This window comes from Prolinoborus fasciculus (assembly GCF_056724605.1).
Genome location: NZ_JBWZQN010000021.1, coordinates 13,762 through 25,713, shown reverse-complemented (window position 1 = coordinate 25,713; position 11,952 = coordinate 13,762). Strand labels below are relative to the sequence as shown.

Annotated in this window: 15 protein-coding genes; 2 read left to right on the top strand and 13 right to left on the bottom strand. The window is 36.5% G+C overall.

Annotation, left to right across the window (positions count from 1 at the left end; genetic code table 11):
• Positions 1-3 precede the first annotated feature (3 nt).
• The 4 genes from AC1P5O_RS06940 to AC1P5O_RS06925 form a co-directional block, all read right to left on the bottom strand.
• The gene (locus AC1P5O_RS06940) at positions 4-477 is read right to left on the bottom strand and encodes a hypothetical protein (protein ID WP_499005911.1); all 474 of its coding nucleotides are present in this window, start codon (positions 475-477) and stop codon (positions 4-6) included.
• 4 nt (positions 478-481) lie between these two features.
• Positions 482-784, bottom strand: a complete 303-nt coding sequence (locus tag AC1P5O_RS06935; RefSeq protein ID WP_499005910.1) for a hypothetical protein — start codon at positions 782-784, stop codon at positions 482-484.
• Positions 785-1,126: 342 nt separating this feature from the next.
• Positions 1,127-1,828, bottom strand: a complete 702-nt coding sequence (locus AC1P5O_RS06930; RefSeq protein ID WP_499005909.1) for a hypothetical protein — start codon at positions 1,826-1,828, stop codon at positions 1,127-1,129.
• 165 nt (positions 1,829-1,993) lie between these two features.
• Positions 1,994-2,722, bottom strand: coding sequence for a hypothetical protein (locus tag AC1P5O_RS06925; RefSeq protein WP_499005908.1), 729 nt, complete (start codon positions 2,720-2,722; stop codon positions 1,994-1,996).
• Between the two features lie 1,337 nt (positions 2,723-4,059).
• Here AC1P5O_RS06925 and AC1P5O_RS06920 point away from each other — a divergent pair.
• Positions 4,060-4,380, top strand: coding sequence for a hypothetical protein (locus tag AC1P5O_RS06920; RefSeq protein ID WP_499005907.1), 321 nt, complete (start codon positions 4,060-4,062; stop codon positions 4,378-4,380).
• Between the two features lie 75 nt (positions 4,381-4,455).
• Here the strand turns inward: AC1P5O_RS06920 and AC1P5O_RS06915 are convergent, their stop codons facing one another.
• Positions 4,456-5,076, bottom strand: coding sequence for a hypothetical protein (locus AC1P5O_RS06915; RefSeq protein ID WP_034589934.1), 621 nt, complete (start codon positions 5,074-5,076; stop codon positions 4,456-4,458).
• Between the two features lie 169 nt (positions 5,077-5,245).
• Between AC1P5O_RS06915 and AC1P5O_RS06910 the strand changes: the two genes are divergently transcribed.
• Positions 5,246-5,920, top strand: a complete 675-nt coding sequence (locus AC1P5O_RS06910; protein WP_004782689.1) for a hypothetical protein — start codon at positions 5,246-5,248, stop codon at positions 5,918-5,920.
• 63 nt (positions 5,921-5,983) lie between these two features.
• On the opposite strand, the gene AC1P5O_RS06905 is transcribed toward AC1P5O_RS06910, so the two are convergent.
• The 8 genes from AC1P5O_RS06905 to AC1P5O_RS06870 form a co-directional block, all read right to left on the bottom strand.
• The gene (locus tag AC1P5O_RS06905) at positions 5,984-6,355 is read right to left on the bottom strand and encodes a hypothetical protein (RefSeq protein WP_004782690.1); all 372 of its coding nucleotides are present in this window, start codon (positions 6,353-6,355) and stop codon (positions 5,984-5,986) included.
• Complete coding sequence (locus tag AC1P5O_RS06900; RefSeq protein ID WP_348939098.1) at positions 6,355-7,722, bottom strand: replicative DNA helicase; 1,368 nt, start codon at positions 7,720-7,722, stop codon at positions 6,355-6,357. The genes AC1P5O_RS06905 and AC1P5O_RS06900 overlap by 1 nt, the downstream gene beginning before the upstream one ends.
• Positions 7,719-8,513 (bottom strand): helix-turn-helix domain-containing protein, encoded by a 795-nt coding sequence (locus AC1P5O_RS06895; RefSeq protein ID WP_004782695.1) that lies wholly within the window; start codon positions 8,511-8,513, stop codon positions 7,719-7,721. The genes AC1P5O_RS06900 and AC1P5O_RS06895 overlap by 4 nt, the downstream gene beginning before the upstream one ends.
• The gene (locus AC1P5O_RS06890) at positions 8,503-8,676 is read right to left on the bottom strand and encodes a hypothetical protein (protein ID WP_004782701.1); all 174 of its coding nucleotides are present in this window, start codon (positions 8,674-8,676) and stop codon (positions 8,503-8,505) included. The genes AC1P5O_RS06895 and AC1P5O_RS06890 overlap by 11 nt, the downstream gene beginning before the upstream one ends.
• The gene (locus AC1P5O_RS06885; RefSeq protein ID WP_004782702.1) at positions 8,669-9,226 is read right to left on the bottom strand and encodes a hypothetical protein; all 558 of its coding nucleotides are present in this window, start codon (positions 9,224-9,226) and stop codon (positions 8,669-8,671) included. Before AC1P5O_RS06885 ends, AC1P5O_RS06890 begins: the two co-directional genes overlap by 8 nt.
• A 301-nt stretch (positions 9,227-9,527) precedes the next feature.
• Complete coding sequence (locus AC1P5O_RS06880) at positions 9,528-10,082, bottom strand: Rha family transcriptional regulator (RefSeq protein WP_004782704.1); 555 nt, start codon at positions 10,080-10,082, stop codon at positions 9,528-9,530.
• Positions 10,079-10,366 carry a helix-turn-helix transcriptional regulator gene (locus AC1P5O_RS06875; protein WP_004782705.1) on the bottom strand — a complete coding sequence of 96 codons (288 nt, stop codon included), beginning with the start codon at positions 10,364-10,366 and terminating at the stop codon, positions 10,079-10,081. The genes AC1P5O_RS06880 and AC1P5O_RS06875 overlap by 4 nt, the downstream gene beginning before the upstream one ends.
• A gap of 96 nt (positions 10,367-10,462) precedes the next feature.
• Positions 10,463-11,893 (bottom strand): hypothetical protein, encoded by a 1,431-nt coding sequence (locus AC1P5O_RS06870; protein ID WP_004782706.1) that lies wholly within the window; start codon positions 11,891-11,893, stop codon positions 10,463-10,465.
• Positions 11,894-11,952 lie beyond the last annotated feature (59 nt).

The window sequence follows — 11,952 nt, the reverse complement described above, 5'->3', positions numbered from 1 at the left end:
TTCTCAAAAAGAATGAGAAATGCTTCTAATACCGGACTTTCGGCCTACAGCGAGTGATTGTAATACTGGCTTTATAAACTGAATTTTTTTAACAATTTGACCTACTTCAAATTCAAAAGCATTTCGATTAATTAACCGCTTAAACTCATGCTTAGGATCCAGATGATACGCCGTAATGATTAATGGATTAGGTGCATAGCTCAAACTTTTAAGAATCGCGTACAAATGCCTAAAGTAAAACGCCTTATTATTTTTATTCGCCAAATAAGTAAGCCGGTGGATCAGTTCTTCCAGGTGAGAAGCAACCTTTAGTAAATTAGCTTGGTATTCACTCTTGAATAACTGAACAGGTTCTTTACCATTGATCTCTCTAAGGAAGTCATCAATCAAATATTCAATTCCATTACAGAGCTGAATAGAACGCTCCATATCATCACAATCTAATGGCTTATAAGTTAGTCCCTTTATATTTTTCATATTCTCATACTCTCCAGTACTTAACTCTCGGAATATCTTGGTTCGTTTTATCAGTAAGAGCTTTCCACAGTTCAATGAATGCTTCTCCTACTTCATATTTAGGAGTGACACCACGTGCCCAGTCGGCCACACCAGAAGCTCCAGCCATTGGTAATAGATACGCAATCTTTTCGTTAGTCATTTCATGATGTTTTTTTAGCTCATCAATCATCTTTTTATAATTAGGTGCGCCGTACTTAACTTCTGCTTTGAGAAAAAGAAGATTTTTGGGCACTTCAAAATTACTAAGCTCAATATAAATTCCCATAGCCCCTCCAATAATTTTCAAGTTATTAAGAGGTGATCTAAGTCATCAAAAAATGGGTATATTTAGACAAAACGCGCAAGGGAGAGTACAAAACACTATATTTTTAACCTTCGATCCTACTTACAGATAAATTTTTCCCTTCAATTATTTTTATAAGTACGGCACATTGCCTCTTTAATTGGTTTCCGCCATAGCTGCCATCGCACATCACCTTTCGCATTTGCCTTTAAACAATTGCTTTTTAACTATATGTGTGCGATTTATTATGTGATTAAATCAGTCGGACTTATACCTTGATCCTAGCCACTCCCACATAAAATCATCCCCCGTAATACAAAATAATTAATTTACTTTAAATGACTCGATTTCTTTATATTCAATAATTTTAAATTCTCGCTTTACACCGTATTTCATAAGCAAAACTTTATCCCCATTCATTTCAATCAAAATCCATTTATCCGATTTATCTTTTAGCTTTACGATACTTTGAGAGTATGGCTTTTCAAGAATATATTTAGCTACTCTAGTACCCTGCACATAAATCATAGCTAAAAATACTAGGGTCATTGTCAGTGAAAAAATGATTGGCAGATTTTTATCCCAAAAATTAAGCTTCTCTACGGGAATTTCACGTAAAAATTCCCCATCTTTACTAGTAGAGAAGAAATGCATTTTTATTATGCCCATAAATATAATAGCGCTAATTAGCAATACACCTAATTTATTAGTAATATTAGTTAGGTTGAGGGCGTTTGCAAAAAACAATCCAATCATTATTAGCATTAAAATTATGAATATGGCAAACCAATGCTCTCTAAACACAGGTATTACCACCCCAAAAATAACTCCCAGTAAACAAAAGAATGTAAAACTCATTGAAGACAAGAAGATTTGCTGTGGGGATAGGGAGTATATATACCAACCTATTCCCAGCTCTTCATAAAGCGCATACTTGTATAATAAAGATATCCCCACACTTAAAATAAAAACAAGAGTTAATATTTCAGCAACACTCACCCTTTTTAAAAAATCATTAATTATCATCATTTACCCTTTTTTATATTAGCAACACAATCATAACTACATAAATTTATTAAAAAAATTATGATTTTCATACCAACGTACGGACACCATTCCTATACATCACGCCAGTGAAACTAATCGCCTTCGGCTTTCTTCCACAGCGTACCGTCATTCTTAATTTAGATTTTATTGAGGAATGCTTTGAACAGTGTTCTGTGCTGCTTCAAGTAAATTAGAAAATACTGGACTTGTAAAAGTACCAATTGTAATTGCAGCACATACCTGGTCTATAGCGTCTTTAAATGTAGGAGTCTTTTGGTAATATTCTTTTATATCTTTATTGAAAAAAGCTTCTGAGTAAAAATCAGTAATAGCTTCTTTAGTATATTCTTCTCCTAACACCTCATAGTTTTTTAAGCAAAAAACTAATTTATCAATCTCTATGATTAACACTCTTTTTAAATCAAAACTGATCTCAGTATCATTAAGAATATTATTTCTTTCTTCCTCTAATTGATTTAATAACGCTAATATTTTATGACTATCTAAAGTCGAGCGAACAGTATACCCATGATTCCAATTGCGAATATTGGATCTAACAATAGATAAAGTATGCTTATGAATTCCATCAATATTGGTGGCAAAAACTCCATCTATACTTAGACCTTTTAATATTTCATTAACCCAATCTTCATCTGGTTTATACATATCATTATTTAGCTCACTTTCAATAAGAATTTGCTTATGCAAACTTAAGGTTATGCTTATTAATTGATTCATCCTTTCACAAAGAAGAATTCTACTGTCGAGCCCCGTAATTTCTGACCATCCTGTATATGCTGAAATATTAGAAATTTGATCTCTATATGATTTTGCTTCTAATAAGTGATTCAATAATACCTGTAGCTGATTCACACGCATTTTCCTTAGATGTTATTTAGTTAGGTAATACTATGTGAATCAGATAAGTTGTTCAAATTACTATCATCCCAACTCCCGATCCAACTCATCAATGACCTGATCACACAGGCATCTATCTTCAAAAATATCTATCTGGCCAATCTTGTACTTGTATTCCATACATTAATCCTCCAGGAGGTAGTGGCCCAATACCTGTCTCCATTTTCTAAAGCACGAATGAACGCAATCTTTATAGGTGTTCGGACACATGTAATTTTGAAGTTTTAACTTGAATTTTTTGACCTTCTTTCTGGTATGTAAATTGACAAAACGCGCGCGCGCGCGAGGGAGAGCGTAAAACACTATATTTTTAGCCTTTTTACCTCACCTGCTAATCAATTGCCCTGCTTCAATCATCTTTAAGACTACGGCGTATCCAAGCAGGTCAAATGATACTTTTTAAAAGCATGCCTAAAACGCTCTTATTCGCCGTATTAACCCCTTTAATATCTTCATGTACCTTTGGTCGTTTTTCTTATTAAAGTTGCTCAGTGAGGAACTGGCTTTGAAATTAGGCTATATATTTATTCGCTTTTAGATATTCTTCAGAAAAATAATAACTCCTATCAAAATCCCAACCTCATAACACTCTAATGAGCACTTGAAAAGTTGAGCTTTTCTTCTCAGAGAAACTGACAGATTCTTTGATAGGTTCATTGATAGGTTCTGCATCCCAAAAACGGGTACATTCAAAATCCCAAAAACGGGATCGTTCAAAATCCCAATATTGGGAATATTACCGTTTTCGGAATGATCCCAATATTGGGTATATTAGCCATGTAATCAGCTCAGCTAAGGAAATCTATAAAATGCCTTAAATCATCAGACTGAAACAATTTGACTCATGCTAACTTTTCAAGCACTTTCAGCACAAAAATTTAGGAAATCCTTAGACATAATTACTGATAAATATTTGCCAATATATTGATTTAAAAATAATAGCTTTGACATTTTCGAAGACATTTTTATATCAGATTTTGATGTGGTAACAGCATTTTTTGATGTAGTAACATAGTCCACGTATATAAAATAATCAAAAGTACGGACAATGCTATCAGGTCTCTTTTTATTAGGCGGTTATCCATAAAAGCCATTGAACGAAACCCATGACACTCGCCGTCAAAAAAATCGTTTTTTACATTAAAACCAATACTAAATTATGCCGCTAATATTCATCAGGTGCACAGATCCAGCCTACCAAAAAAGAATCTGGCCAAAATAAGAAATCCATCTTTAGTGAATCAAGCCGAATAGATCGATATCTCCTACCATCCTAATTGGGGGGAAATGTAGTGCATATAGCCGAAAACTACTCAGCCGAAATGCTCACAGCTCATATCATCTTTGGGTATCATCTTAATAAGCCAGTTGATGCAGTGATTACCTGGTATGAACTGGATAACTTCGATCAATCTAAAGGTGGTACTGCTATGGCTTTAAAGATGGTAATGGAGAGACAGATCCCCGTATTCAATTTATATCTACCAAATAAGAATGAAATATTGAATCAAATAGCTAAGTTTATAAAGCAAAAAGGTGCTAATAAAAAGCCCCACATTTTGTGGGGCAAATCCTTATTTAGGCTTATTTTTTCCCAGACCTTTTGGCATTGAATCTCCGATTATTTTGATAGGAGGGGTAGGAATAGAGGGAGGTACTGGTTTAGTTGAATTGGTACTCATATTTTTCTATTTTCCCTTATCAACACTAATCTCTACATTCACGATTGGTGGAGTATCGACATCAGGCGGGATAGGATTATTAGCATTTACCATAAATTTATTATTTCCAATTGAATCAATAATGATCAATATTACTGTCAAAACCAGTAGTAATCCACAAAATTTAATTTCCTTAAAAGCCTTTTTTAAATAATCAATTTTGTTTGAATTATTGATTTCATACATTTCTATGATCTTACTAAGGTCTTTCGATAAGTTATATTGCACTACAGGTAAATCTTGAGTAGCAAAAAGCTTGATCATTTCCTCACTTGTGTCGAGTTTACCCACATTTCCAACTTCCACCACATGAAAAAGGAAGCGAGCAATACAACATAAAGAAATGAATGTGGCCAACATAAGAAGTACAACTAAGATATACGACAATCCTGAGTTACCACTATCAAAGAGATATTGTTTTAAAAAAAGGCTTAATGCCGCAATTATAATTGAGGTAAACGTTAAGTATTTTGATGCTTTATCTTCAAGCCTAGAATGATGAGCTCTTACATTATCCAATTCTTTAATTTGAAAATCATAAAGAGCTTTATAAGTATCTTTATCATATTCTATATTTTTATCAGTCATACACTTATGCATCAAAAAGTCATAGGCTAATTATAACTAAAATAACATTAATTTCATAAAGCGAAAGCCTAGAGACAAATCCATTCAACCTAAAACATATAATTTGACTTTTATGCACAAAACATGCATCTTATGCACAACAAAAACAAAACATGTGGAGAATTATCTCATGGCATTTCGTGCAGATGAAGCAATTAGAGAAGGTCGAGAACACGTAGAAAAGTACCTCTTATCTCACCTTAAAGATTTAAGCCCCGTTGATTTTGAAAAAAGTAGGCTCACTTTAAATGATTTGATAGATCAATTAGGACCAGTAGTGGAAACATATCCTACCTGGCATCCTCTAGTTAGTGACAAGCGTCAGAATTATGATTGTATAAATCCAAATACAGATTGTGGTTACAGAGGGCTTGACCATACAATATTATTTGCTAATGGTTTCATAACTTGCCCATATGGTAATGGGCAAGAAATATTAGATTCAGTAAATGAACTTAGATACAATCCAGCGGCAGAAATTACAGCTGAGCGTTTAGATGTCAAATTATATTCATCTCAGGCGACCCCAATTTTAGTTCGCTGTAATTGGACGAAACGACTCGCTGCAGATGGCACTGTACCATTATCAATTGCTATTCCCCTGATATTAGAGAATGAATTACCAATGTGGAGAACAGCTGAGGTTGCAGAAACTTGGGATTCTATGCGTTCCAACTTTCTAGGAAAACCTCATGGAAAGCGCTCATCATTATTTGTAAACCAAGAAACTGGTCAAGGAATAAAAAGAATCTGGGAATCTTTGATTAATACAGGTATGTTCGGACCATTATTAATTAGACAATAACTAAAAGGCCCTCAAGTGAGGGCTTTCTCAATTATCTACAAGGCTAAACTCTGGACATTTCCATCAAAGAAGATCCAACTGTCCAATTTTATATTGATAAGTTCCCCATTCTCCTTCACGAGGTTCACGGCTAATACCCGTTTCAGATCGCCATAGCTCAATTAAGGCTTCACCGTTCTCATAATTCGGAATGCCCCCACGTGCCCATTCAGACACAGTAGACGCCCCAGACACTGGTAAGACAAATGCAATCTTTTCGTGGGTCCAGCCACATTTGCTCAAGTCCAGAATCATGCGGTTGAAGTCTGGACGTTTATAGCCACGGCGTTTAACAATGAATTCCTTTACCTTTTTCTTGGTTCTTAAATTTTTGAACCTCTCAGTTAGTGATCTACCTGATACAGTAGAATCTACACGGTCACCTTGTATAAACATTATATTAAATTCCCCTGAATTTGATTAAGCGCATCGTGATCTAAATTACTGAATTGGCAGTACTTCAATTGAGCGTGCATATAAGCGGTACCAGCTTCGCCGTGGCGGTTCTTTCCTACAATAGCTTCAGCAATACCCCGGTATTGAGATTCCTTGTTATAAACTTCATCCCGGTACAAGAAAATAATTTGGTCTGCATCTTGTTCAATTGCTCCTGATTCGCGTAGATCCGACATCATTGGTCTTTTATTTGGTCGCTTCTCTAATTCTCGGTTGAGCTGAGATAAAAGAACGATGACGCAATCAAACTCTTTGGCCATGGCTTTCAGCTCACCGGTAAAATAAGCAATCTTTAAATCCTCCCGGGCGAACTGTTTTGTTGTCTTCATAATCTGAAGGTAATCAACCAGTACCACACCGACGGAGCCGTACTGATGTTTTACTTTACGGATAGATTCCCTGATATTTGCAATAGATGGTCGGGAAGTATCATTGATCTGCATAGGCACTTCTTTCAGCATCACCACGGCGTCTGTATACGCCGTAAATTCATTTTTAGGTAATAGGTGGGGGGAATTACGCACTACTCCAATATCTGCTGGTGCAATCGCGCAACAGAGACGCATGGCGATCTGTTCTTTAGGCATTTCTCCAGACATGATTAAAGCAGGCTTTTTCTGTATGACTGCCACATTATTTGCAATGAGCTGAAGCATAGTCGTCTTACCCATTGCAGGTCGTGCAGCCACCACCATTAGGCAACCAGGTTCAACATCGCCTAGTTTTTTGTCCAGGTCATAGATACCAGTCTGGATTCCTTTAATCATCGAATTGCCAGCAATTGCAGCTTCAATCTTACGGTGCATCTCAAGAAATGTATTGGATGCAGCATCATGAATATGAAAGAGTGATTCACTTCCAGATTCAGTATTCAGATCTGCAAAAGCAGTTTGTGCATTCTGGACCAGCTCACCACGGCTCACCGTTAAGTTCCGAGCATGATTAATTACTTTCATGGCTTCAGCTTCAACTTGCCTGCATGTCGTAAGATCCTTCAATTTCTCAGCATAAGACACCAGGTTATAAAAGCTGGAAGGGGCATCACCTAAAATTTGCATGATGTATTGCTCACCACCGGCAGCTTCAGAATAGTTACGCATTTCTAACCACTGGTTAACTAAGACGGCGTCATATGGTGAATTTTTAGAATCCAGATCAACCACGGCCTGAAAAATCAGTTTGTGGCGTGTAGCATGGAAATCATCTTCAGTAAGCAGGTTCTCAACTTGGCTATACGAGTTTGAAACAGTCATCAGTGCTGCAAGTACAGCTTGTTCAATTTGTAGATTATGAATAGGCGTATTCATTGAGGACCTCCTAATAGGCTCTTAGGCTTAGTCGGTAAATTAAGAAACGGTTGAGCAGTATTAGCTTGCTGTTCGGTCGGAGACTGAAGGCCATATTCAGGATTCTGCTTTTTATAGCGATCAAACTTGTCTACGATCCAAGCCGTGAACTTATGAAGTTTTTTACTATCAGATAATCCACTGTTCTCAAAGTACGAGTTGAATGCACTCAGCTCAAATTCGAAACTAGGTAGGCCAAAGATCAGATCTATATTTTGGCCATAACCTGCCATCTTTATCTTTATCACCAGCTGATCAACATCAGGAATCCAGTCATGCTCTTGAGAGAGATTCATTGGTAGATTCCCTGATAGATTTTGCACCCCGTTTTTGGGATCATTCAACATCCCGTTTTTGGGGTTATTCAAAGCACCGTTTTCGGGATCATTTCCATTTTTGGAATCATTCCGTTTTTGGGATTGTTTAATGTTCCCGTTTTTGGGTGTATTAGAGTCATCTCGTTTTTGAAAATATTCTTCTCGTCCTGTAACGCCGTTGAGTTTGAGAACGCGAACACGCTTAGTCGGTCCTGTACGGTCGCCGGTATCTTCAACTAGACCCAAGTTGATTAACTCTAAAATAACTTTTTGAACTGTTTTTTTGTCCAGCACTGTATCTTTGGCCAGGCGCTCTATGCTTGGCCAAGCCGTATGCTCTTCACCGGCCCGATCTGCTAGCGAAAGCAGAACCAAGCGTTGTGATGAATTATTTACTGGAACAGTCCAAGCCCAGCGTGTTGCATCAATGCTCACTAGGCCCTCCTTGCTGATAGTTCTTCAGTACAGCATTCCAGAGACGTTCTTCGGTAATGTGTACTGACTCAACATATTCAGCTGATAGAGGCAAAGCTGGCTGATTAACAACTGGCTCAGGTTGTACTTTCGTTTTATCTGGTGAGATAGAAGGCTTATCCATTTTTAGTAGCCTCCCACTGTATCTCATACTTTTCGCGTTCAATATCGAATGTATTTCTATGGCTCTCCGCCAAGTAAGCAGCAATATGAATTAAATGCTCAAGCGTTCCAAAAACGGCGCCATGAGTATTTTGCTTAATAGCCTCTTTGACTACTTCGACTTCATCTTTAGCTTGATAAAACATGGTCTCAAGCCATGATGTATTTTCATAAGCTAATGAATATGCATCGTATAGATCACCCACGTTGTAGTGATCATCGGGTTCTTGTTGATGTTTCTTAAGCTCAAGACCGTAGGTATCTGCTTGGCTAGTAGCAAGCTGCTGGGAAATTATGATCAGATTTTCTAGTTCAGCAAAAGCAGAAATGTTGGCTCTATCATTTTCTTGTACAAATGTTTTAACGAAAGCCGTTGCTTTGCTGATCTGATTAGCCAAAGTTCGAAGCTGTGTGGCAGCTTCAGATGCAACTGAGTAAGCACTGATAATATCAGCAACACTGTAAAAAGGAATTAATTGTTCTGATAATTGAATTTGTACTTTAGCGTTCATGATGAATGCGCTCCTTTTACTAAGCTAGGAGCTTCACAAATCACTGTCAAATGATTGGTGTGAAGCTTGAAAGGGTTGACAGACCGGCGTAAAAGGTAACCGGCACACTCGAAAGTGTCCCTCCCAAGCTCCACATAACGATGCGGACGCATAGAGAAATTACGCATAAAAAAAGCCCGAAGCGGACTATATGCGCCTTTTACATTGCAGCCTGTCAAAGCTGATTCAGTGATTTTGCACTGAACACGATCAATATAGCCGATCATTTTTAATTTGAGAAGCCTTAAACAGAAAATATTTTTCATTGGCCTTCCTCATCAAATAATAGAGGCTGTAGCTGGCGCTCAAGCTCAGCAACTTTTTCTGCAGCCAGTGGTTTAATTTTTCGGCCAAACAAAACAAGATTGCGACCTGCATCACTTGCAGCATCTGATGCGCGTTCATATTGCAGGACAGCTTTATTGAATTCAGAAATAAGGGTTAGGTTCTGAGATTTGATGAAATCAGACATCTCATCAAAAGCTGCAATATAGCTTTCTTTAAAAAGAGCTGCTTGCTTACCAGTGAAGCCCATGACTAGAAAAACGAACCCATTTTTTGTCATCTCATACATTGGCCGGGGTTTACCCTGAGTATCAATATATTCCGTGAGCGCAAAATTGCGCACGCTAAAGTCAGCAGAACATTCTAATTCTCGCAGTGCACGGAGAACATCACGATGATTTCGTTGGAAGTACTTTGCTACTTTTAATGACGTTGTTGTTGCTTCAGCCTGGTTATCACTATTGTGAAAGCGATTGCTGATTTCAATTAATTGATTTTGGGCTTCTGTTGAAAAGTTGAGAGGTTCGCTCATTGAGAAACCCCCATACCTTTTTCTTCCATCCAAGCTTGAATTTCAGATAAGCGCCACACAGTAACGTTAGCACTCACCTTGATAGGCTTCGGAAACTTTCCTTGACGTACCCACTCCCAGATTGTTTTTTCGCTAACAGGAAGCAATCCAACGCGCTCAGGCTTAGCACTTACTTTGCGTTTCATGCCAGCATTTTCGCCTGTCTTTACTGTGTAGATTTTTTCAGGCGTAGAGGGAGCGCTAGCTAATTGTTTAACTCGTGCATATTGTTCTTTGAGTGTCATACTTCACCTTTGCAATTCATAAGGAGTTATTGCTTAGATGAAGTATGAAATTAATTTTTATTCAGTCGACCTAGTTAGGGTTCTACTTTTTCCTAGTTAGGATTTTTTATACTCGCTCGCTTTTGTAAACCATTTTTTTACACTTTCATCGCTTGGAAATTTATCAATTCCTAATAATTGTGCTTTCATACACATTATTCCATGGGCCTCATACGGTTTGGATATATCTATTTTCTTTTCCATATCAGCCAAAACAGTCAAAACCTTTATAATATTATTTTCTTCACGCGTACTTAGTTTGGATTCACTCTGAGTAGTTTGGATTAGCTTTAATTTCTTTAAGTGTTGCTCTTTTTCTAAAATATCTGCCTTAAGCGTCTCATTTTCTTTTCGAAGCTGAATAAGCTGTTTCTGGTAATATTCTATAGATGAATGCCCAACGATCTGATTTCCAAACCTAGATTGATCTTGTAATAACAACTCACTTTCTGATTGAGTTGCATTATCTGAATCTTGATATGAATTTTTTTCAGAATTTCCCCACCCTTCATCAAGCTCTGAAACATCTTCACCCAAATAAATCTTCGTTAAACGTCTAAACTCCCAGAAAAAATCAAACTTTTCCCAAGCGAAATTTTTTAATCTTTCATCTTCACTATTAAGCTTCAATTCTTCTCTAGCGATTTCCAGTAATAGCAAATCCATTTTTGTTAATTGCTTCTGTTGAAAATCCTTATACAATGGGGTGGGTTTTCCATCAAAATAATGAAATTTATTAACTGGATTTGATAAATCATTAATTTTATTTACGATTAAAAAATTAGCAACTTCAGTATCTTTTTTAAGATCTGTTCTCTCTTTTATCAATTCAAAAACACTAGATACCGAAATATAATCATCCATATCTTCCAGCATATCTTTTAAATTAATTCTTTTTTTTATATTTGAATTTTCTTGTAAATTCTCACCACCTAAATCTTCAGTGTTATTTAAGAATTTAACTGGGCTTTGGGATGGCTTACTGTGCGTTAATAAGAGCTTTTCTACCTCAGATACATGAAAAACAATTTCATGGGCCTTAAAAATATTCCCTTTAAAATCATTAATTTCATGTAACCACCTTTTCTCTTGTATATCATCATCAATTATAGAAGGGAATGCTTTAAGATATTCATCTTTTTGGAGCAAAGGAAAATCATTTATTAGTGAAATATGCTCAATAATTTTCGTCACATTAAAAAAAACATCAGAAGCTTGAGTATCCGTATGGGCGATATAGTCTATAAAATTTGAAGCAGAGATATACCCTTTAAATGTTCTAGCCCAACTTACAGTTTCAATATGTGCAACTGGATCACGCTTATCAATACTATTTTGAAAACGCTCATCATGAATACAAACAATATTACCTTCAAAATATATACAAGGGTGTAACTCCCCTCGCCTACAATAATCTTTAATTGTGTGAATACTTAATTTGTTTTCAGAAGCATCTATAATTTCATTTAATGAAAATAATTTCTGCATTCTCGCCTCCCACAGCACACCCCAATAAAAAAGTTAAGCCAATCGGATTGGGTATCCGA

Coding starts and splice junctions, on each gene's coding strand:
- AC1P5O_RS06900 (WP_348939098.1), bottom strand. CDS start 7,722: ATGAATACGCCTATTCATAATCTACAAATTGAACAAGCTGTACTTGCA.
- AC1P5O_RS06880 (WP_004782704.1), bottom strand. CDS start 10,082: ATGAGCGAACCTCTCAACTTTTCAACAGAAGCCCAAAATCAATTAATT.
- AC1P5O_RS06910 (WP_004782689.1), top strand. CDS start 5,246: ATGGCATTTCGTGCAGATGAAGCAATTAGAGAAGGTCGAGAACACGTA.
- AC1P5O_RS06940 (WP_499005911.1), bottom strand. CDS start 477: ATGAAAAATATAAAGGGACTAACTTATAAGCCATTAGATTGTGATGAT.
- AC1P5O_RS06905 (WP_004782690.1), bottom strand. CDS start 6,355: ATGTTTATACAAGGTGACCGTGTAGATTCTACTGTATCAGGTAGATCA.
- AC1P5O_RS06870 (WP_004782706.1), bottom strand. CDS start 11,893: ATGCAGAAATTATTTTCATTAAATGAAATTATAGATGCTTCTGAAAAC.
- AC1P5O_RS06885 (WP_004782702.1), bottom strand. CDS start 9,226: ATGAACGCTAAAGTACAAATTCAATTATCAGAACAATTAATTCCTTTT.
- AC1P5O_RS06875 (WP_004782705.1), bottom strand. CDS start 10,366: ATGACACTCAAAGAACAATATGCACGAGTTAAACAATTAGCTAGCGCT.
- AC1P5O_RS06930 (WP_499005909.1), bottom strand. CDS start 1,828: ATGATAATTAATGATTTTTTAAAAAGGGTGAGTGTTGCTGAAATATTA.
- AC1P5O_RS06935 (WP_499005910.1), bottom strand. CDS start 784: ATGGGAATTTATATTGAGCTTAGTAATTTTGAAGTGCCCAAAAATCTT.
- AC1P5O_RS06915 (WP_034589934.1), bottom strand. CDS start 5,076: ATGACTGATAAAAATATAGAATATGATAAAGATACTTATAAAGCTCTT.
- AC1P5O_RS06890 (WP_004782701.1), bottom strand. CDS start 8,676: ATGGATAAGCCTTCTATCTCACCAGATAAAACGAAAGTACAACCTGAG.